General features: G+C 39.2%; 23 protein-coding genes, 1 pseudogene and 1 other annotated feature. Of the genes and pseudogenes, 1 reads left to right on the top strand and 23 read right to left on the bottom strand.

The genetic code is table 11. From position 1 onward, the window contains the following. The 6 genes from FC14_RS09115 to FC14_RS09090 form a co-directional block, all read right to left on the bottom strand. Positions 1-498, bottom strand: a 498-nt coding sequence (locus FC14_RS09115) for a 1-deoxy-D-xylulose-5-phosphate synthase N-terminal domain-containing protein (protein ID WP_275453102.1), incomplete at its 3' end; no start/stop codon positions are given. Between the two features lie 69 nt (positions 499-567). Then, entirely contained in the window at positions 568-1,248 is a 681-nt protein-coding gene (locus FC14_RS09110; RefSeq protein ID WP_056977579.1) for a YjjG family noncanonical pyrimidine nucleotidase, read from the bottom strand. A 3-nt stretch (positions 1,249-1,251) separates the two neighbouring features. Continuing rightward, a complete protein-coding gene (locus tag FC14_RS09105; protein ID WP_056977577.1) occupies positions 1,252-1,773 on the bottom strand; it encodes a GNAT family N-acetyltransferase in 522 nt (173 codons plus the stop codon). A 194-nt stretch (positions 1,774-1,967) separates the two neighbouring features. Continuing rightward, positions 1,968-3,119 carry an RNA-guided endonuclease InsQ/TnpB family protein gene (locus FC14_RS09100; protein WP_056977575.1) on the bottom strand — a complete coding sequence of 384 codons (1,152 nt, stop codon included), beginning with the start codon at positions 3,117-3,119 and terminating at the stop codon, positions 1,968-1,970. Positions 3,120-3,402: 283 nt separating this feature from the next. Then, a complete protein-coding gene (locus tag FC14_RS09095) occupies positions 3,403-4,233 on the bottom strand; it encodes a hypothetical protein (RefSeq protein ID WP_056977573.1) in 831 nt (276 codons plus the stop codon). Positions 4,234-4,327: 94 nt separating this feature from the next. Continuing rightward, positions 4,328-5,674 (bottom strand): alpha/beta hydrolase, encoded by a 1,347-nt coding sequence (locus FC14_RS09090; RefSeq protein WP_056977571.1) that lies wholly within the window; start codon positions 5,672-5,674, stop codon positions 4,328-4,330. A 74-nt stretch (positions 5,675-5,748) separates the two neighbouring features. On the opposite strand from FC14_RS09090, the gene FC14_RS09085 reads away from it, so the two are divergent. Continuing rightward, a complete protein-coding gene (locus FC14_RS09085; RefSeq protein WP_056977569.1) occupies positions 5,749-6,174 on the top strand; it encodes a MerR family transcriptional regulator in 426 nt (141 codons plus the stop codon). A gap of 180 nt (positions 6,175-6,354) precedes the next feature. Here FC14_RS09085 and FC14_RS11095 read toward each other — a convergent pair. From FC14_RS11095 to FC14_RS09000, 17 genes and pseudogenes are all read right to left on the bottom strand, one after another. Continuing rightward, positions 6,355-7,239, bottom strand: a pseudogene (locus FC14_RS11095) (nitronate monooxygenase). A gap of 70 nt (positions 7,240-7,309) precedes the next feature. Next, positions 7,310-8,086, bottom strand: coding sequence for a glutamate racemase (murI, locus tag FC14_RS09075; protein WP_056977568.1), 777 nt, complete (start codon positions 8,084-8,086; stop codon positions 7,310-7,312). 136 nt (positions 8,087-8,222) lie between these two features. Further along, on the bottom strand, positions 8,223-9,383 hold the full coding sequence (locus FC14_RS09070; RefSeq protein WP_056977584.1) for a pyridoxal phosphate-dependent aminotransferase: 1,161 nt from the start codon (positions 9,381-9,383) through the stop codon (positions 8,223-8,225). 72 nt (positions 9,384-9,455) lie between these two features. Then, positions 9,456-10,220 (bottom strand): DeoR/GlpR family DNA-binding transcription regulator, encoded by a 765-nt coding sequence (locus FC14_RS09065; RefSeq protein ID WP_050612282.1) that lies wholly within the window; start codon positions 10,218-10,220, stop codon positions 9,456-9,458. A 163-nt stretch (positions 10,221-10,383) separates the two neighbouring features. Further along, positions 10,384-11,457: a histidinol-phosphate transaminase gene (gene hisC, locus FC14_RS09060; RefSeq protein ID WP_056977565.1), complete on the bottom strand. Its 1,074-nt coding sequence runs from the start codon at positions 11,455-11,457 to the stop codon at positions 10,384-10,386. Positions 11,458-11,468: 11 nt separating this feature from the next. Beyond that, positions 11,469-11,789 (bottom strand): phosphoribosyl-ATP diphosphatase, encoded by a 321-nt coding sequence (gene hisE, locus FC14_RS09055; protein WP_050612284.1) that lies wholly within the window; start codon positions 11,787-11,789, stop codon positions 11,469-11,471. Between the two features lie 11 nt (positions 11,790-11,800). After that, positions 11,801-12,109: a phosphoribosyl-AMP cyclohydrolase gene (gene hisI / locus FC14_RS09050; RefSeq protein ID WP_056977562.1), complete on the bottom strand. Its 309-nt coding sequence runs from the start codon at positions 12,107-12,109 to the stop codon at positions 11,801-11,803. After that, positions 12,106-12,864, bottom strand: a complete 759-nt coding sequence (gene hisF / locus FC14_RS09045) for an imidazole glycerol phosphate synthase subunit HisF (protein WP_056977560.1) — start codon at positions 12,862-12,864, stop codon at positions 12,106-12,108. The genes hisI and hisF overlap by 4 nt, the downstream gene beginning before the upstream one ends. Then, positions 12,858-13,577 carry a 1-(5-phosphoribosyl)-5-[(5-phosphoribosylamino)methylideneamino]imidazole-4-carboxamide isomerase gene (hisA, locus tag FC14_RS09040; RefSeq protein WP_056977558.1) on the bottom strand — a complete coding sequence of 240 codons (720 nt, stop codon included), beginning with the start codon at positions 13,575-13,577 and terminating at the stop codon, positions 12,858-12,860. The genes hisF and hisA overlap by 7 nt, the downstream gene beginning before the upstream one ends. Next, the gene (hisH, locus tag FC14_RS09035) at positions 13,574-14,182 is read right to left on the bottom strand and encodes an imidazole glycerol phosphate synthase subunit HisH (RefSeq protein WP_056977556.1); all 609 of its coding nucleotides are present in this window, start codon (positions 14,180-14,182) and stop codon (positions 13,574-13,576) included. The genes hisA and hisH overlap by 4 nt, the downstream gene beginning before the upstream one ends. Then, on the bottom strand, positions 14,182-14,766 hold the full coding sequence (hisB, locus tag FC14_RS09030; protein ID WP_056977554.1) for an imidazoleglycerol-phosphate dehydratase HisB: 585 nt from the start codon (positions 14,764-14,766) through the stop codon (positions 14,182-14,184). Before hisB ends, hisH begins: the two co-directional genes overlap by 1 nt. Positions 14,767-14,768: 2 nt before the next feature. After that, the gene (gene hisD, locus FC14_RS09025; protein WP_056977581.1) at positions 14,769-16,058 is read right to left on the bottom strand and encodes a histidinol dehydrogenase; all 1,290 of its coding nucleotides are present in this window, start codon (positions 16,056-16,058) and stop codon (positions 14,769-14,771) included. Between the two features lie 23 nt (positions 16,059-16,081). Beyond that, positions 16,082-16,702 (bottom strand): ATP phosphoribosyltransferase, encoded by a 621-nt coding sequence (hisG, locus tag FC14_RS09020; protein WP_056977552.1) that lies wholly within the window; start codon positions 16,700-16,702, stop codon positions 16,082-16,084. Continuing rightward, complete coding sequence (locus FC14_RS09015) at positions 16,677-17,855, bottom strand: ATP phosphoribosyltransferase regulatory subunit (RefSeq protein WP_056977550.1); 1,179 nt, start codon at positions 17,853-17,855, stop codon at positions 16,677-16,679. The genes hisG and FC14_RS09015 overlap by 26 nt, the downstream gene beginning before the upstream one ends. A gap of 41 nt (positions 17,856-17,896) precedes the next feature. Further along, positions 17,897-18,126, bottom strand: a binding site (T-box leader). Positions 18,127-18,195: 69 nt separating this feature from the next. Beyond that, a complete protein-coding gene (gene hisJ / locus FC14_RS09010) occupies positions 18,196-19,029 on the bottom strand; it encodes a histidinol-phosphatase HisJ (protein WP_056977548.1) in 834 nt (277 codons plus the stop codon). Between the two features lie 164 nt (positions 19,030-19,193). Next, the gene (locus FC14_RS09005; protein WP_056977546.1) at positions 19,194-20,117 is read right to left on the bottom strand and encodes a manganese-dependent inorganic pyrophosphatase; all 924 of its coding nucleotides are present in this window, start codon (positions 20,115-20,117) and stop codon (positions 19,194-19,196) included. A 39-nt stretch (positions 20,118-20,156) separates the two neighbouring features. Continuing rightward, the gene (locus FC14_RS09000) at positions 20,157-21,122 is read right to left on the bottom strand and encodes a LysR family transcriptional regulator (protein ID WP_056977543.1); all 966 of its coding nucleotides are present in this window, start codon (positions 21,120-21,122) and stop codon (positions 20,157-20,159) included. Positions 21,123-21,256 lie beyond the last annotated feature (134 nt).

The raw sequence follows: 21,256 nt of genomic DNA, 5'->3' as shown, positions 1-21,256 counted from the left end.
ACAGTGAGGGCTATCCCTCCAGTGGTTAAAACCACTGGTATCCCGCCCTAAATTAACGAAGGCGACAATGTTTCCTTGCTGGCCTAAAATGTCTCGGGCCTTAGCCATCCCTACTGCCAGAGCAACTGAAGTAGAAGTATGCCCAACCGTAAAGAAGTCATGTTCACTTTCATCGGGAGCACTGTAACCTGAAACATCGTGGTAGTGATCCGGGTCTAAGAAAGCTTCCTTGCGCCCCGTCAACATTTTATGCCCATAAGCTAAGTGTGAAATATCCCAAATAATTTTATCCTTGGGCGAATCAAAAACATAGTGAAAGGCAATCGTGGCTTCCATCGCACCAAAGTTGGGACCAACGTGTCCGGAAATAGCCGCATCCTTTTCTAAAACCAGCTGCCGCATCTCACTAGCTAACTGCTTCAGTTCAGGCATAGAAAAAGCTTTGATATCAGCAGGTCGTGTCACCTTATTTAAAAGATAATCTGGGTGTTGATTCAAACTAACTCACTTCTTTCTAAAATACTTACTTTAAGTTTACAACCTCAAAGTTAACTTTAAGCAAGGATTTTAGACAATTTTTTCAATTTCTGTTAAGGAAGTCACCTGGTAATTAGGGGTAATCCCCGTTGCTTTAACTTGCTTAGGGTTAAACCAAATTGAACTAATCCCACTATTAACGGCTCCCTTAATATCGGAACTTAAGGAATCACCAATAATAGCCGTTTTATCTAGGTCAATCTTACCGATATCTGCAAAAACGTGCTTGAAAAACTGGCGGGCCGGCTTTTGGTAACCAACTTCTTCTGAAATATAGATGTTCTTAAAATAAGGTCTTAGTTTAGCATCCGTAATCCGTTTTTCTTGAACAAACTTAACCCCATTGGTAACTACGTAAAGTTCGTGCCCTGCTAACTGTAAATTTTGCAACAACTGTTTCGCACCACTAATTTCTTGGTGGCCTTCTGCCAAGTAACCTAGGTAACGCTTATTTAATTCATTACCCACGTTAAGGTTGAAATGTTCCTTGAAAAAGGTTGCAAACCGGTGGGCCATTAATTCATCGCGACTAATCTGACCTAACTCCAGCTTTTTCCAAAGGCTTTGGTTAAAGGCCTTATACTCAGCCTTAACTTGTGGAGTCAGCTCTATGCCTAGGCTAGCAAATAAGCGTGCCAAGGCTTGGTTTTCGTTAGCATCAAAGTCTAGTAAGGTATCATCAATATCAAACAGTAAAGTTTTAAATCTCATCGTTTATCTTCCCCCTAATTTTAAATCATAAGCATATCGATCTGGGTCCGGGTCACCGCTAATTTCGATTAGACCACAATAGTCAAAGCCTGCTTTTTTAATAAGATGCTGCATGCGGTTATTTTTAGGATGAGTATCAATTCTAAGGTAAAACTTATTTTGCGCGTACGCTAAGCTTAAAAGGTTTGAAAATAGATAGGAAGCTAGTTTTTTTCCCCTAAATTTGCTACTAATCATCACCCGGTGAATGGCTAGGTAATCTTCCTGCAAGTGCCAGCTACCTTCCCTAATTACTAAGTAGTTAGGATCAGTTCCCGCCTTAAGCGCTAAATAACCACCAACCTGTCCATCCACTATTAAAACGTACCCCTCATTAGCTGCAATATCCGCCTTAAAAGTTTCTTCGTTAGGGGAACCGCTTTGCCACTGACTGCTCCCATCAGCTTTTAATAAGGCCTTAGCTTCAGTAAAAATCTGCATAATTAAAGGTAACTCTTCCATAGTTGCTGGTCTTAAATAAATCATTAGCAACCCTGCTATATAAAATGTGGAATAATATAGAATAACATCTATTAATTCTACATTATTAGAAAGAATATAACTTTTCCTTTCCTAATTTTATTTACTACCGTCAACATCAGTATTCCCATATCCCAACTCGGGGGTAATGACAGTGACTGACTCTTGTAGCTTAAGGGTGTAGCCCACCCCGTTAATTTTTACAGTAAAGCAAGTAAGTTTCTCACGGCATTTTCGTCTCGCTCCATAACTGCCCCGCACTCATAACAAATATACTCGTTGTGCTTCGTTCCATGTTTCTTGTTGCCATCAAGTCCGACTTTATCTGCGCCGACCTTAACATGCCCACACTGGGAACACCGCTGGGTACTTGGATAGTAACGATCCGCTAAGATTAACTCCTTGCCATACCATTCACACTTATATTTTAAAACTTGCTTGAAATAGCCAAACATCGACCGGTGTAAGCCTTTAGACGCTACGTGACTCATCTGCATCTGCTTAACAGCTAAATCTTCGATGGCAATGCGGTCATAATTATTGACTAGCATGGTGGTAAACTTTTGAACAATATCGTGTTGGATATTGGCAACCCGACGATAATCACGTTGTAACTTGGCTCTCGTCTTAACGTAGTTATTTGCTTGGGTCGCTTTCTTTCCATTTGCCACTCGTTTCCTAGCTAAGAGGCGTTGGTAATGCTTAATGCGTTTGTACAAAGCCTTTAAGTTGTTAGGCAAGGTCTTGACTTGACCTTCAGGATAGTCAAAGTGACCAACGTTAACGTCAACGGCTGTCTTTTGCCCGGTCTTAGCTTTTTTCGTCACTTTAACTTCAAAGGGTAAGCTCGCCCAGTACTTACCGTTTTCACGGTAAATCGAGACAACTTTTAAATCACCATTTAGGTCGTCAGCGCCCTTAAAACTAATATCAGCCCAGTCCTTAACCCCATGCGGCTTATCCAACCGTAACTTATCGTCAACAATTTGAGCTCGGTCCGTTTTAAAACCTTGGCGGGCTGTCTTTTTAGACTTAAACTTTGGTTTGCCCCAATCCGGTAATGACTTCTTAAAGAAGTTTTGCCAAGCTTTACCTAAGTCAGAAATGGCTAGCTGTAAACAACGAGCCGACAGTTGGTACTGCCAATCTTCCTTGTTGGCGACTAACTCATCGCGAACCTTACGTGCGCTTGGACGTAACTTCTTGTCGCCTAAAATTAAGGAAACATCATACATATCATTCCATAAAGCTAAGCCTTGATTCCAACAATATCTGCGATAATCACATAAATCATCAAGAACTTGTTTCATGGTTTCATTAGGATCCAGTCTAACTTTTTGTACGCGTAGCATTAAGCCCACCTCCCATTACAGAGATGATAGCACTTTCTCAGGTAAGTTTCAAAACATAAGTTCTAGAATGCATCAATCCCACATTTTTAATTTCCGATTGATTACAATTCTATTAATTTCTACAATACTCTATATTTTTGGTAACAGTTAATCTCCTCCCACTAAATTTTAATCAACATTATAGCAAATTATGGCCCACTAAAAAAGACATCAAATACCACATAATTTCCTTACGAAGTACTTAATATCTTTTATATAGCCCTATAATTTTGTAGATGAAGATTTACTTCAATTTTAATAATGTTTGTGCTAACGCGTGAAATATCTTATCTGCCTGACCATAAGGAATTTCACTAATTAAACTTTCAGCAATTTGTTCATAGGCATCTTGATTGACTGCATATCCCAAAAATCCATTTGTATAACCTACAACTAAAACTTTATCTTTAACTTCACGCAATTCTTTCCCTAACGCGTACACAATTTCACATGGTAAGAATATCATCGCTAATTCTCCCAACTTTACTATTGTTGCTTGTAAATGCATTGTCTGAGTGGATTGTTTGAGACGATTTGTTAAACGTTCCAAAAGAGGTTGACAATTTTTATCCTGTTGAACAAGTAGCTGTAACTTCTGTTGACTTTTTAATAAAAATTGATCCTCACTTGGATGATAGGTATTGTCGAATACTAATGTTTGTACAGATAACTCATCACCTGATAATGCTTGCCATGTTCCATTCTTTAATTGTTCACTAATTTTCTGTGATAATCGTGCTACTTCTGCAAAACTAGATTCTTTTCTTGTAAAACGTGTACTTACATCGCCACATTCTCCCAGTAAAATCATTAGTGGCTGATTATACGCTTTTCGAATACCTCCAATCAAATCAGTACTGACTGCTATATTTTCTGCATGTAAAACAGTTGGATGACAAAGAAAGTTCAAAATATCTACAATTACCTTACCACTGTCATCACAAAAACGAACTATATAACTCCATGGATTATATGGTAATTTTTGACTATCACGATTTGAATAAAATTCATGTGTGTCTACTTTTGGAACAAGTTCATGAACTAACTTACACGCAATTGCATGTGCTAAATTCATATGATGATTGATTTGATACCTAATTTGATTATTTCCTTTATATTGTTTAGGAATATAACATTTTTCACCTATAAAATCTCAGTCTGAATAATAATTATTTGTAAACATATTTTTCTAAAAATTCCCATTTATCTTTTAAATATTTTTGGGTCATTTGGCTTTGTAAATCTGCTAAAAATCCATGTCCAGCAGTACCTTCTTTCAATGTAGGAATGTATAATTCTACTGGTACCCCTGCCTTCTTTAGCAATTCAGCATATCTTTGATTAGCTTTCATGAAACTCCCTGTATTTCCATCTGTAATAAATGTCGGGGGCATATCTTTTGTTACATAATTAATTGGACTAATCTTAGCTAAATATGTTTTATCATAACTAACCATTGGCTGATTAGTATAACTCATGACAGATATTCCAAAAAAATAGTCATTCGTATGAACTGGTCGATAGGTATGATTTACTTGCGTCATATCTGTAGCAGGAACTTCTAATACCATCGCCTTTAGTACCTTTCTAGATAAAACAGGTTTTATTCTTTTAGCTTGCGGATGTTTTGGATTTACTTGTAATGTCACAAAATCTGCAGCTAAATTTCCTCCAGCACTACTTCCTGAAATAATTACTTTATCCATGTTGATGTTTAATTGTTTTGCATGAGATTGTAAAAATTTTACAGCTTGAGAAATCTGCTTCAACTGTGTTGGATAAGGATAAGCTGGTGCTAAAGCATAATTGAGTGAGACTACGTTATAACCAGCTTTTACAGTCTTTTCAAAATGCTCAATTTGATAATTCTTTTTATTACCTGATTGATTGGGATCTCCAGCACTTTTATCTCCTGCTACCCATCCGCCTCCATGTAAGTAGATAACTGTTGGAGCTTCTGACTGATCTTTTTTAGTAAATACATCTAGGTAACTCCGAGGATACTTTTTACCATAAGAAATATTAAATTGCGCTTTAATTTCCTTTGATAGTTTGGAGTGCGGTAAAGATAATGCATGGTAGCTATTTATATAACCTGACTTTTGTTGAAATAAAGGTACTATTATTCCTGGCTTAATCATAATTAATTGCATGCCGATAAATAACACTGTTAATACTACCGAACATCCAATTTTTAACCATTTTGCCCAAATAAAAGAGCTTTTTATGTGTAACCATATCAACAGGTGGAAAATGATTAATAAACCTAATGCTAAAATCCAAAAAGCTAATGGTCGAAATATAATCCAAATTCCTCCACTAATGATAAAAAATATTCCTATCATAATCATTGACTTGGATAGTTTCTGACGATTAAACCATACATAAGCTCCTACTATTATCATTGCTACGATCATGAACTCTGATAAATTTTGAATTGCAAATCCCAACAAAAACAGTAGGCTGGCTAATATTATAGGAACAGTACCACTAATAATATGATTGATTCTTGACAATTGAATCCCTCCTTCTTCTGTAATATAATTATTGTAAACGTTATACCATGGTTTAATGTCAAGGGGGGTTCTTTATGAATATTAAAAAAATTTCTGAATTATCTGATACACCAGTATCCACCATTCGCTATTATGAAAGGATTGGTCTTTTACCTAAGCCTAAACGTGCCCAAAATGGTTATCGTATATATGATGAAGATACTATTTTTATCCTAACTACAATCAAAAATTTAAGTTCTCTAAACTTTACATTAGCTGATATCAAAAAAATCTTACTTATTACTGAAGAAAATGGTTACTCCAAAACGTTTATTCAAAAGGAAATCCAGTTAAAAATTAAAGAATATCAAAAAAATATCAAAATATTAGAAGAACTTAACGAATTAATGTCTAATGTACTAGATAAAGGTATAGAATCTCCTGATTTCAAATTGAAATGGCATTTTAAAAAACTACAAGATATTCTATTAAAAAATAAAAATTCTAAAAAAATAAAATAATATTTGTTTTATTTCATATTAGAAATCAAGTATATTTTTAGTACTTTAGAAGCAAAAACTACTCTATTAGCACCCCTATGGTAATAGAAATTAGTAATATTTATTCCTAATAAAATAAACACACTAAAGATAAATTTTTATCCTTAGCATGTTTTTAGCTTCAATATTATTTTGCTTTTACTATTCCTTCATTAAATCAGAAATAATTTCTGCAGCACTCTTACTCTCATGAATCATACCAGCAACTGAGCCTGCAAATATTATTCCATTTTCTACATCATTTTGATACACGGCCTTCTGATATGCTCCATCTGACAATTGATTGAATTTTAACTTATCAGTCATTCTATCTTCTAACTCATATAGCTCTTTAGCTTTCTTATTTACAACCGTTCGGCTGGCCACTCCCATTTTTGTACCAATTACACCAATAGAAGTGTCCTTTGATTCAATAATCGTTTTCTTCCAATTATCACCAACGAGGCTTTCCTTAGAAATCAAGAAAATTGTACACCTTCAGCACCCATCGCTATTACTGCCTTCACCCCACATTATCAGCAATTCCCCCTGCTGCAATAACAGGAATATTTACGGCATCAACAACTTGAGGCCAAAGAGTTTGCGATGTTATAGTTCCGATATGGCCTCCACTTTCCATACCTTCAGCAATAGTAGCATCTACACCTAGATTTTCCATCTTTTTAGCAATTTTTACATTTGAACAGGCATTACTTTTATCCCTGCATCCTTTAGTTTAGGCATATACAATTTAGGTGTACCAGCACCAGTTGTTACAATTTTTACTCCTTCTTCAATGACAACATCAACGATTTTTGGAACTTTCTTATTTAAAAACATCAAGTTTACAGCAAATGGCTTATCAGTTAATTCTTTTACTTTATGGATTTCTTCGCGTACCTGTTCAGGTGTATCTTACCCTGAAGCTAGCACCCCTAAACCACCAGCATTAGAAATAGCTACCACCAATCCTGCTTTGGCTACATCTTGCATCGCTCCTTGAATAATTGGATATTTAATTTCTAACATTTCTGTAATTCGATTCATAATTTCTCACCTCAATTATCTAAAACAAAAAAGAGACCCACTTAAAATTAAGTGAGCCCCCAGCTTAAAACTATAAGCTAAATAAAGTCCGACACAAGTTTAATTCTGCTTCGGTGTTAATACTATTTTTAAAAGTTACCTTTCCCTGGCGCTTGTCAGTTCGGCTGAGCTGATTTTTAACTAACAGGTGCCGTAATTCTCTAGCAGCCCCTTCACCACCATCATATAAAGTTACCTCAGGTCCAACAATCTCTGCAATCGCCGGTGCTGCAAAAGGAAAGTGGGTACAGCCCAAAACTAGACTATCAATCTGCCCAATATAAGGTGCTAAAATCGAGCGCAAATACTTCTTAAGCTTTGGACTAGCAACCTCCCCTTTTTCCACGTACTCTACTAAATCTGGAGCTGGTAACTTACTAATCTTAGCTTGACTTTCAAAGCGCTTCATTAAATCAGCAAACTTTTGCTCCTTTAGCGTCAGCGGGGTCGCCATCACAAGCACATGTGAATTTTCTTTTGCTAAAACCGCCGGTTTTAATGCTGGTTCTAGGCCAATAATTGGTACTTCGGGGTGTTCACTACGCAAACGCTTAGCCGCTGCGCTAGTCGCTGTATTACATGCTATCACAATTGCTTTAGCATCTTGGGCAATGAAATCCGTAACAATTTTTTTACTCAACTGATAAACTTGCTCGACAGATTTTACTCCATAGGGGGCATTTTTTGAATCCCCAAAAAAGATAAAATCCTCATTAGGCAGTAATTTTACCGCCTCTTTTAAAACGCTAATTCCACCCACACCCGAGTCAAATACTCCAATGGGTCGTTTTACTGTTTGCAAATCCATGCCAGTCTACTTCCTATCTATCTAATTCTACCAGTTAATTTTATCATACTCTCGAAAAAGAAAGTAGGAATTTAAATTTCTTTATAAAAAAGCCCTCATGAAAGAAGAACTTTTCACAAGGGCTTGTTAGTAATAATTAATTAGCGGCTACAAAAGCCTTAATTCTCTTAGCTACTTCTGTTAAGTTTTCCATTGAGGCAGCATAACTTAGGCGGACATAGCCTTCGCCCCCAGGGCCAAAGGAAATCCCAGGAATCAAGGCAACTTTGGCCTCCTTAGCTAGTCGACGGACAAATGCCCATGAATCAGGTTCAAATTGAGCCGGAATCTTGGCAAAGAGGTAGAAGGCTCCATCAGGACTAGCAACTTCAAACCCGGCTTCTGCCAACTCAGCTTGTAAGAATTCACGCCGCTTTAAGTATTCGGCCTTCATCACTTGACTATCTTCTTTACCATTAGTCATCGCTTCTAAGGCCGCAAACTGAACGTTGTCAGTTGGTGCAGTCACCATGTATTGGTGAGCTTTAACCGCTTGTTCAACGAAATCTTCAGGGCCAAATAAGTAACCAATTCTCCAACCGGTCATAGCATGGGATTTGGATAGTCCTGAAACTAATAGGACTTGATCAGGAATAATTTCTGCTAACGAAGTGTGCTGGCCGTTATAAGTTAATTCAGCATAAACTTCATCACATAAGACCCAAATGCCTGCCTCTTTAACAACTTCAGCTAGTTCTTCTAGGTCCTTACGACTGTATGTAACTCCGGTTGGATTGCTTGGGTATACTAAAACCAAGGCCTTGACCGTTTTAGCTTGATTTTCAGCTAAAACTTGGCGGAGCTTATCTGCAGTTAAAATAAAGCCATCCGCACTAGTATCGACCATGATGCAGTTACCTTGATTAATCTCAGTAATTGGCTTATAGATTGGGAAAACAGGGGTTGGCATAATTACCACATCATCCGGATTGAGGATGGTCTGTAATGCCACGCTAATTGCTTCTGTTGCCCCAATCGTCGTGATTACTTGAGTTGGCTTGTAGTTTAAGTGATATTTTTCATTAAAGTAAGCCGCCGTTGCTTCACGAAGTGGCATGATGCCAGGATTAGGAGTGTAATGTGATTGGTTATCTTCAATCGCCTTAATCCCTGCTTGCTTTACGTGTTCTGGTGTATTAAAGTCAGGTTCTCCTAAGGTTAACTTAATAATTCCTGGAATTGAACTAACTTCGGTATCAAATTGACGGATATCAGAAACCGCAATTTTTTCGATTTTATGGTTGAATTTATCTTTAATTGGCACAGCCTTCACCCCTTAGAAAATTTAATCTAATTCTAACACAATTATTACTTTTATGCCAAAGAAATTTTACCTATCGCTTCTAGTCGCTACTTTTATCTCCGTCGTTTCTGGAAACATCGCTCTTTGCGCTTTAGTTAAAGGCTCATCTGTGATAAACAGTGAAATCTTATCTAGCGAACAGATTCGATAGTAAGATTTATTCACGAATTTTTGGTGCTCAGCAACCAAAATCACCTTGCGTGCCCGTTCAACAGCCAGGCCCACAATTTCGGCATCGCCTTGATCTAACAGGTAAATACCATTTTCATCAATGCCTGAGGCAGCCACAAAGGCTGTATCAAAAGCTACATTTTGTAATTCCCCCATTGCCCGGTTGGAGTAGAAAAAGCGGTTTTCATGATTCAAGGTCCCACTTAAAACTTTAACCGTCACCTTATTATTTTCTGCTAACGCCATACAATTATCTAGTGAGTGCGTTACAATCGTTAGAGGCATATTGACATTTTGACAAGTCTTCAGCAGAATCGTAGATGAATCTACAAAGTAAACGTGGTGGGGCCGAAAATAATTAGTAGCCTCCAAAGCAATCTGTGTTTTTTCCTTGGTAAAACGACTGAGCCGACTTTGAAAATTAGGTACACTCCGGCCAAAATCAAGGGGTAAAATCCCCCCGTGGGTCCGTTTAACTTCCCCCCGTTTAGTTAGAAGGACAATGTCTCTGCGGGCAGTATCCTGTGAAATTCCAAACTCCTCCATGATTTCTTTAGTCGATAGCTCTTGTCTTTCTGCCAATAATTGCTTAATTAATTCAATTCTTTTTTCTTGGCTCAAAACCCCAGCCTCCTTACATAGTCTCTTATCTTCATTATAATCTTTATTTCTCTGAAAATAAATAAGGATGTGTAAGTATTTAGACGTAAAAAAGCTGTTAGTTTCTTTTCCACAGTTAAAAAGGCTTCTAGGTAAACATACCTAAAAGCCGTTAATAACTACTTTAGTTTAAATCCTCATCAATTAAGGCGCAAATTGCTTTAACATCAGCTAATTCACCAATCGTAATTCGGAGCCAATCCAGCTGCAAGCCAGTCCTGACCTGGTAGCCATTTTCCAATAATTTTTGGGCCAATTCAAGCGCAGCCGGATATTTAAGGTAAACAAAGTTAGCTTGGGAGTGGAAGTGCTTAATTTGTTTGTTAGTTAAAAACTCTTCCAAATACTGACGGCCCTCAACAGTTTTAGCGACCGAAGCTGCGACAAAAGTTTGATCGGCCAGGGCAGCTTCCGCAGCCACTTGGGCTACAGAATTTAAGTTATAGGGTAAACGCACGGTCTGCATATACTCGGCCAGTTTAGGAGCCATCGCAATATAGCCAACCCGATAGTTAGCTAGGCCGTAAACCTTAGAAAATGTCCGTAAGACTGCCACGTTATCGTAATCGTTTAAAAGGTCCAAACTAGTAGCAGGTTTTTCATCCGTAACATATTCAATGTAGGCTTCATCAATTAAAACTAAACATGTAGCTGGAACTTGTTTAATGAATGCTGCTATCTGAGAACTACGCTCATAAACACCAGTCGGATTGTTAGGGTTACACAGCCAAATTAACTTGGTCTTGGAACTAATCTCAGTTAGTGCCCTTTCAAAATCGTAGTGCCCATCCGTTGGCTTAACCGGCACCTTGATTACCCGTGCCCCTTCAATCTGCGCGTGGAGGGCATACTCAGAAAAAGTTGGGTCTGCAACTAGAATTTCATCCCCTTTTTCTAAGAAAGTCCGTGATAATAATTCTAGGATTTCGTCTAATCCTACCCCAAAAACTAGCTGTTCTTCAGGCAGGCCAAGTCGCTCACTAACTGCCTGGCGCAGCTTGGTTGCGTAGCCATCCGGATAACGATTACTCTCGCTAAATGTCCAATTAACCACTGCTTCTTTAACCTTGGGGGAAGTTCCAAAGGGATTTTCATTGGCCGATAACCTAACCAGCCTATCTAAGCCATACTTTTCTTTAACCGCTGCCACTGGTTCTTCTGGCACATAGCTTTTTAGCTTTTTAATCTCTTCTTTCACTTAAGTTCCCCCTATAAGTTCTTGATTTCTGGCCGGTCTTTAAACTGACTCATCAAGCCTTCGCGACTAGCTAATTCTACTTTAACCTGTTCATAGCTCAAGCCTTGTTCAACCAACAGTACCATTAAATGATATAAGAGGTCGGCCACTTCATAACGTAATTCATCATTATCGTGATTCTTGGCGGCCACGACTACTTCGGTTGTTTCTTCCCCTACTTTTTTCAAAATTTTGTCCAACCCCTTAGTAAAAAGGTAGTCGGTATAGGAACCCTCTTTAGGATTTTGCTTTCTTTCACTGACTAATTGGTATAATGCCTCTAAATCTTGCATGATAATCACCTCTATAAAATTTGTTCAAAAAAACAGGTTGTATGCCCAGTATGGCAGGCTGGTCCGGTTGGGTTGACGTAAAGCAAAATGGTATCTTGATCACAATCTAGCATTATCTTTTTAACCCGCTGAGTATTACCGCTTGTAGCGCCTTTATGCCATAGCTCTTGGCGGGAGCGAGACCAAAACCAAGTTTCCTTGGTAGCAAGTGTCTGCCGGTAACTTTCTTCATTCATCCAAGCCACCATCAAAACATCCTTGCTGCGCTCATCTACCACTACCGCTGTTAGCAGTCCCTTAGAAAAGTCTGGTTCTCTCATCGCACCGTCACTCCCTTTGTTTTTAGCTCCGCTTTTACCTGAGGAATTGATAACTTACCAAAATGGAAAACGGAAGCAGCTAATGCTCCTGTTACCTTGGTTTTTAAGAAGACCTCACTAAAATCAGCTAGACTCCCAGCACCTCCAGAGGCAATGACGGGCACAGTAACTAGGTTGGTTAAAGTCTGATAGAAGTCTACATCAAAGCCTGCTTGCGTGCCATCATGATCCATACTTGTAACTAATAATTCCCCCGCTCCTAGGGCCACTACTTTTTGAGCCCACTCTAGCGCCTTTAAGTCAGTCCGTTTTTTGCCACCATGAGTATAAACATATTTTTCTAACGTTACTGGGTCAGTTTTAATATCAATCGCAACTACAATACATTGACTCCCAAATAACTCAGCTCCTTGGCTAATTAGGTCTGGATTAGTCACAGCAGCAGAGTTTAAAGAAATCTTATCAGCCCCCGCTTTCAACAGGGCCTGCATATCAGCCACGCTATTAATTCCCCCTCCAACAGTTAAAGGCATAAAAACCTCTTTAGAAACTTGGCTAACAACGTCCACCATCGTCTTACGCTGTTCGTTTGTTGCGCTAATATCTAAGAAAACTAGTTCATCTGCCCCCTGTTTTTCATAGGCAGCCGCAATCTCGACCGGGTCACCCACATCAATCAAATTGACGAAGTTTACCCCCTTTTTAACCTTGCCATCAGCAACATCCAAACAAGGAATTATTCTCTTAGCTAACATCCATTCACCTCCGCAATCTCTTTTAAGGTAAGGCTTCCTTCATACAAAGCTTTTCCAGCAACCGCATCGGCAATTCCCGCCGTTTGAAGCGCCAATATATCCTGTAAATTTCTAATTCCTCCAGAGGCGATGATATTAGCGTGGACAAACTGGTTTTGTAAGCTTGTCAGTTGGTCCATATTGGCCCCGGTCATCGTACCATCCTTAGCTACGTCGGTCACGATGAAGTGTTTGGCTCCTGCCTGCTGCATTTCATTAATTAATGTTGCCATCGTTACCTCTGACTGTTTGAGCCAGCCATCAACTGCAACCTTACCATCTGTTCCGTCTACGCCAATAACAATACGTTCGGGACCAAACTTAGCCAAAACTTGCTTCGTAAATGCTGGGTCTTTGAGGGCAACTGATCCCAAGATTAGCCGGTCAATCCCCATAGCTAAATAAGTTTCAATCGTGTCTAAGCTTCTAATGCCCCCACCGACCTCTATTAACCCCGTAAATTCTGCCCGAATCTTTTTGATGACCGCTAAATTTTTGGGAGAACCGGCCTTAGCCCCATCTAAATCCACCAGGTGTAAAGCGTAGACACCTGCTACATTAATTTCTTTAGCTTGTTTAACCGGAGCTGGCGAAATAATGGTTTCCTTTGTAAAGTCTCCTTGATAGAGACGGACACTTTGACCGTTTTGTAAATCAATCGCTGGTAAAATCATCTCAACCCATTCCCTTCCATAAAGTCTTTAAGTAAGCCTAAACCGACTTGCCCACTTTTTTCTGGATGAAACTGCATTCCGTAAACATTTTGGTAATTAACAATCGCCGGCACCTTAACCCCATAGTCAACGTAACTGACAACATACTGTTGCTCACACTTGGCATAATAAGAATGAACAAAGTAGGTGTATTCATCTTTCACCCGCTTAAATAAGCTCTGCTCTTGTAGCAATTTATTTTGGTTCCAACCTACTTGTGGAACTAAGAGATTATTGGCAGGAATTGGGATAACCCGGCCGGGAATTAAGCCTAACCCTGGGGTATTACCATACTCTTCTGAAGAGTCAAACAGTAGTTGCATCCCTAAACAAATTCCCAACAACGGCTTTCCTTTAGCCACTTCTGCTTTAATTGCTGTTACTAACCCGTCTGCTTGCAACTTGCGATAGGCTGCATTGAAAGCGCCTACCCCCGGTAAAACTAAGGCGGAACTGGCAGCGATTTGAGCAGGATCTGAGGTTAGCTGACTTTCATAGCCAAGATAAGCAAATGCCTTGGCCACGTTATAGGTGTTACCTGCACCATAATCAATAATTGCTAACATTAAATTACCCCCTTAGTCGAGTTAACCCCCTTAATGGCTGGGTTAATTGTTACTGCTTGTCGTAATGCCCGGCCGGTTGCCTTAAATAGCCCTTCAATTTTATGATGGGTATTACGCCCATATATAATACGTGTATGTAGATTCATTTGGGCGCTAAATGCCAAGGCTTGAAAGAAATCCTCGGTAATTTCCGTCTCAAAGTTACCTAATTTAGGGTTGGTCAAATCTGCATCAAAAACCAGGTAAGAGCGACCACTTAAGTCAATCACTACTTGAGCTAACACTTCATCCATAGGAATCGTAGCTTGACCATAGCGCTCAATTTGTTCCTTCTGGCCTAGGGCCTGTTTTAAACACTCACCCAGCACAATTCCAGTATCCTCAACGGTGTGGTGAGCATCTACTTCTAAGTCACCTTCGGCCATAACCTTTAGTCCAAACCGACCGTGCTTAGCAAGCAAGGTTAACATGTGATCAAAAAAGCCGACCCCAGTTTGGATATCGATTCCACTTTCCTGGTCTAAATTTAAACTAACCGTAATTTTTGTTTCCGCTGTTTGGCGTGTAAGTGTAGCAGTCCGCATTTTTATTCCCCCTCGTAATTAGTAAATCGTGATTCAAGTGCACGGGCGTGGGCCTCTAATCCTTCGGTTCGCGCTAAGGTCGTAACTGCCTTTTCGACCTCAGCTAGGGCCTCCTTTGAATATTGCACAAACTGGATCCTTTTTACAAAATCATAAACTCCCAGTGGTGATGAAAAGCGCGCCGTTCCACCCGTTGGTAAGACGTGATTAGGCCCAGCTAGGTAATCACCCAATGGTTCTGAAGCATACCTCCCTAAGAAAACAGAGCCCGCATTTTTAACCAACCCTAGATAAGCAGTGGGTTCGGTCAGCTGAATTTCTAAGTGCTCCGGTGCGATTGTATTCATTAGGTCAAACATCTCAGCAATTTGAGGCATTACGGCGATGAAGCTCCTATCCATAATTGCTGCTTGGGCAATTTCTTTTCGCGGTAAATTTACTAATTGCCTCTCGACTTCTTTAGCCACGGCTTGGGCTAGGCTTAAGCTATTTGTAATAAGCATTGCGCGGGCCCGCTTATCGTGTTCTGCTTGTGATAATAAGTCAGCTGCAATTTCACTGGCTTGGGCACTATCATCAGCTAAAATACCGATTTCAGACGGACCAGCCACCATATCGATTGCAACCGTTCCGAAAACTTGTTTTTTAGCAGTTGCAACAAAAATGTTACCTGGCCCCACAATTTTATCAACCGGCTTAATTGTTTCGGTTCCGTAGGCTAAGGCTGCAATAGCTTGAGCTCCCCCAACTTGGTAGATGGCATCAACCCCGGCAAGTTTAGCCGCTGCTAAAACCGCTTGATTAATCCCTTCCTTTTGTGGCGGCGTAACCACCACTAGTTCTTCCACCCCAGCTAACTTAGCGGGAATTGCGTTCATCAAAATAGTCGAGGGATAAGCAGCCGTCCCGCCTGGAACATATAACCCTACCCGCTTTAAGGGCGTTACCTTTTGTCCCCGCACAATTCCAGCTTGACTAGCATCGACAAACCCTTTCTCCTTTTCTAATTCGTGGAAAGAAGTAATGTTTTGAGCAGCTAATTTTAAACTAGTCTTTAATGAATCATCTAATTGCAGCCAGGCTTGTTCTAGTTGTTCTTCAGCTACCTTTAAATCGGTTAGACTTACCCCATCAAATTGGCGGGCATAATCGATTAAGGCTTGATCTCCTCTTTTTCTAACTTGAGTAATAATTGCTTGCACCTTGGCTTCAATCTCAAAATCAACGACTTGCTCAGTATAATCAGCAACAATTCGTTTCATCGTTTCTAAATCTTCTTGGTAAATCTTTATCATCTTAATCCCCCTCATAAGGTTTATATCACTTGAGCTAACTGATCTACTAATTGAAAAATCTCATTTTTCTTTTGTTTTAAGGCTAACGGATTAACCACTAACCTGGTCGAAATCTTAGCTAACCAGTCATAAATTTGTAAGTTATTTTCCCTAAGGGTTGTCCCCGTTTCGGTAATATCAATGATTGCATCGGCTAAGCCCACTAAGGGTGCAAGCTCTACTGACCCTTCAATCTTAATGATTTCAACGTCCTGTCCTAACCGTGCAAAGTATTCTTGGGCAACCCGCGGATACTTAGTACCAATCACTTTCCGGCCAGCACTGGTTGGATTAAAATCAGTCGTAGAAGCCAAAATAAATTGACACTTGCCAACGTTTAAATCCAATAATTGGTAGCCGGAAACATTTTGTTCCATCAAAATATCGCTGCCAACAATCCCTAGGTCAACGATACCATTACTTAAATAAGTAACCACATCCGGCCCCTTAGCCAAAATAAATTCATATTGTCCATCCGCAAGGGGAATGATTAACTTTCGCTGCTTATTTTCCAAGGGACTTACATCTATGTTTAGCTTCTTCAGTAGGCCGACAACCTGTTTTTCTACCCTGCCTTTAGTCAACGCTATTTTCAATGTCATCTACAAGCTCCCCCTTATCAGTTAGAATCTGTAATTTTTCTCCCTTTTTCTTAGCTAATAGGCGTGCTGCTTGTAAGCTAGTAGCTAATGATAAAGTTAAATCTGGAGTCTGCTCAACTATGGCAAGGGCCTGCTTTAATTGCTTAGTTTCACAGTAAAGCTGTTTTTTTACTTGCCTTCCTGGTTGATCTTTTTCAATAACCAATTGGGCGAGTAAATCAAGGTCAATTCCCATCCCCACGGCCGGAACTTGCTGGGCTTGAAAAGTGTTTAATAACTTATCGTACCTTCCTCCACTAACCAAGTAAGCTGACTCAGTCGGCAAATAAGCCTTAAACGTCACTCCCGTGTAATAGTCTTGGGGAGCAGAGCTGGTTAAATCAACTCGCACCTCCTGGTTAGGGAGTTTAGCTACTAGTTTACCTAGATCTAAAATTGTTTGGCATTTAGCTTGTAAGTCGGCTGGCAGTTTAACCTTGGCTAAATCAGCTGCAACCTCCGTTAAGCTACCAAATAGACGGGGCCATAACTTTAAAAAGGAAAATAGCTCTTGCTTGCTGTAAGCCTGAATTAATTGTTCATACTTAGGCAAATCCTTTGTAAATAATGCTTGCTTAATAGCTTCTTGCTCTTGCAACGGTATCGCTAACTTAGCTAATACCTCTTGGGCAAAGTTAGCGTGTCCTAATTCTAGGTACAACTTGTTTTCAAGTAGCTCGGTATTTAACTTGTTAACTAGGTAAATACACTCTAGTTCCGCCTTTAAACTAGCGTAACCTACTAGTTCGACCCCGGCTTGGGCTTCTTGGTTAGAAAAACCCATCAGCTCCCTTTTTCGCTTAAAGATACTGCCAATGTAGGCAAATTTTTGTGGCAATTCAATATTAGTCGTTGCTAGAAAGCGGGCGATGGGCAAGGTTAAGTCCGGTCTTAAAACTAAGACTTCACCGTTAGGACCTAGTACCCGATAAACATCTTCGTTTGTTAATGAATACTGTTCAAAAACGGTTTGATCTTCTAATAAAGGTGTTTCAATCTGGCTATATCCTAAAGCCGCGAATAAAGCTGTTAAATAGTTTTCTACTTGTACCTTACTCTGGGCAACTGAGCCAAAGTAATCGCGAAATCCAAGTGGTAATTTATACTTAGTCATAAAATACCCCCTTTAAAAAGAAAAACGCCCCCTTGCTTTCGCAAGAGGACGTTTAAACGTGGTTCCACCTCAATTTATCTACTCTTCACAAAGTAGACCTCAGGTTGATTTGAAATCAACTGTGTTAACGGGTACTCCCGGGTCGACCTACGTTCTTCAATCCACCAGTTATTTCTAGCTGTGGTTCATCAAGCCACCTAGATTCCTTTTCAGCTGCCGGAACTCTCTAAACTAAGTCAAACTTGACTACTCTGCTAGTCAAAACCATTATATTTTAACAATTATTATTAATTTTTAATTAGATTAACACTAATTTTTTCTCGTGTCAAATAAAATGGTTTTAATTTAGATAGTCATCATAAAAATGCCAAGCTGCTCCAACTTCTTCTAAACTATGGGCATCCGAACCAAAAACTAACGGAATTTCTCTTTCTAATGCTAAGTCAATGATTGTCTTACCAGGATAAAAGTCATTACAGTAAGGTTTTCTTAGACCAGCTGTATTAAAGTCTAATTGCCGCCCCTGTTCCTTTATTAAATCTAGAATTTCCTTGATTTGTTTTAAATTTTCCTCATCCCACTTTGAATCTAGTCCAAAATAATCTTGATATTTTTTAATTAGTGACATATGTCCGATTCGAATAGGACTATATTGCCCTAAATCGGCCAGTAATGAATTTTTTATCTGGGTAAAATATTTACCATACAAGGCATCTGGCATTTCCAGCCAGGGACCAAAACCTGTCGCAAATTCGATTGGGTCATAATCGATACCATAAAATTGCTGCTTAAGTCCGGGCATATAGTGAACCGACAGGATATTTTGTTCAGTATAGGGACCGTACTCATCTAAAAAATTTCTGATTTCTTCTTCAAAACCTTGAAGATAATCTACTTCAAATCCAATTGAAATATTAATTTTACCTGCAAATTTAGCTTTCATGTCCTCAGCTAACTTCAAATACTCATCAACCTGGTTAAAGGTTAACGCAGCCGTCTTTAAACCACTCAAATTACCTGCAAACTGTTCCTTAAAGTTAAGTGGAAGTGGTGCGTGTTCTGTTAGACAGTAATCGGTAAAGCCCAATTTGATTGCCTTTAAAATCATTTTTTCCACCCGATCATGATTTCCATGGGGACAGAGTTCTGTATGTGTGTGTCCATCTATCTTCAAAAAATCACCTTCCCTAGTGAAATCTAGTATAACAAACTATTTGCCTAGTTAACAATTTTTTACCGTTAGTTAAAGTAACATTTTATTTACTTTACACAAAAAGACGACCCGGCAACTAACCGTGCCAAGGTCGTCAATAATCTATTTAATTTAACCAATATTAATTAGTCAAAGGCTGCTTGCAATGGTGGTACCACTTGCTTTTTACGTGAAACTACCCCAGGTAAGTCTGCCTTACCATCGACTAATTTAACTCCAAAGGCTGCTTCAACCTTGTCTTGACCTTCACCCACTACTAATAAACGGGTATTAGAGTCTAGGATGTTGGTTGCCATTAGCAAGAAGAGGTCATAACCTTGAGCCTTATTTTCAGCTTCAATCGCTGCCCGGAAAGCTGCTTCCCGGCTGAAGACATCTTCTAAATCAACGGTATTAACTTGGTCGATACGAACTGTAAGGCCACCCATTTCAAATGACTTTGCGTCTGCTTCAATTAACTCTGCTTCTGTCTTAGCAGCCAAGTTAGTCCCAGCTTTAAGCATTTCCAAACCGTAAGTTTCATAATCTACCCCAGCGATAGCGGCCAATTTCTTACCGATTTCAATATCATCTGCAGTTGTGGTTGGTGACTTAAACAGTAAGGTGTCAGAAATAATAGCTGATAGCATTAAGCCGGCTAACTTAGCAGGAATTTCAACGCCATTGCTTGCAAATTCTTTATAAACAATAGTAGAAGAGCAACCAACTGGTTCAGCGTGGTAATAAAGTGGACCAGCTGTTTCAAAGTTAGCAATCCGGTGGTGGTCAATAACATTTGTAACCGTTACGTCCTTAATATCAGCTACACTTTGTTGGGCTTCGTTATGGTCAACTAGCATAACGGCTTCTACTTCTGCCTTAGCAGATTCAATAACCCGGGGAGCTGGTTCATCAAAGTGGGCTAAGACAAACTTTGTTTCTTCGTTAGGTTCACCTAATGCTACCGCTTCTGTATCCTTACCTAATTTATTTTGTAAGTATGAGTAGGCCTTAGCGGCTACGATTGCATCTGTATCAGGATTTTGATGTCCAAAAACTAATTCTTTCATTTTTCAGAACTCCTATCTAAAAATATCTCTATATAGTAGTTAATACTTTTCACTGATTTCTGTCAAGCGGCTAACATAATCTTTTTGACTTAAGTAGCGTTCAAATGCATATAAAAAGCTCTCAATACGTGGAATCTGATCTTTCCCCTTCCAAAAGACAAAGGACATATCAAATTTGACTTCTGGTTCGAATAAAGCTGTCTTTAGTCCGTTCATCGCACTGTTATGAGCTGTTACAAAGGAACTTGGCAAAGCAGTATAAACGTTGGTTTCCTTAGCAAAATTAAAGATTTGCGCAGGCTTAGTGAAGTGAGCTACGCTGATTGGTTTATCAACTAAGGCATTCTTATAAGACTCCCTAATCAAGTCGTTCAAGTAGTATTGAGGTGGGTAAGTCACCCACTTATTATTTAAGGTTTCCTTCATCTTTACACGCCGCCGCTTAGCTAATTTGTCTTCAGCATGCAAGAAGAGTAAGTCTTCCGTTAAAATACGCTTAGATTCATAAGGCTTCCAGTTCTTAATACTTTCATCTGGTAAGTACATTACGGCCAAATCAATCGTATTATTTTCTAACCGTTCCCAAATTTCTTTTCTAGTCAAACTATGAATCGTTAATTTGATTCCGTTATTTTCTTCGAAATACTTAATGGCAAAGTCGGTAAAGACACTCACCTCAATCGAAGCCAACAGCCCAATATTGATTTCACCTTGAGTTGCACTGGTTGATTGTTGGATTTCATCGGTCGCCCGGTTTAATGTCTCATAAATTTGGTGGGTTGCATCAAGCATGGTATAACCAGCGTCTGATAGGTGTAGTTTTTTACCAATTGAATAAAAAAGTGGCGCTCCTACCGTGCGTTCCAACTTCTTTATTTGCTGGGTTAGGGCAGGCTGTGTTATGCCTAAAATTTGAGCCGCTTGAGTGTAACTCATTGTTTCAGCTAGTTGCAAAAAGTAGCTCAGGGTCTTAGAAGAAAATATATTTTCTTGCTTTGTCTTCATGGTTCTTCAATCTCCCCTCTTAATCATATATAACTATAGATTAATCATTACATAAACCATGATAACCCATAACGATACTAAGTTACAATAGGTTTTTCTAATTTTTTCCAAAACAATTAAAATATATTTAGATT

This window comes from Ligilactobacillus agilis DSM 20509 (genome assembly GCF_001436215.1).
In the GTDB taxonomy this organism is placed as follows: domain Bacteria; phylum Bacillota; class Bacilli; order Lactobacillales; family Lactobacillaceae; genus Ligilactobacillus; species Ligilactobacillus agilis.
Note: the sequence above shows the minus strand (reverse complement) of the source record. Positions and strands in the feature narration are given on the sequence as shown.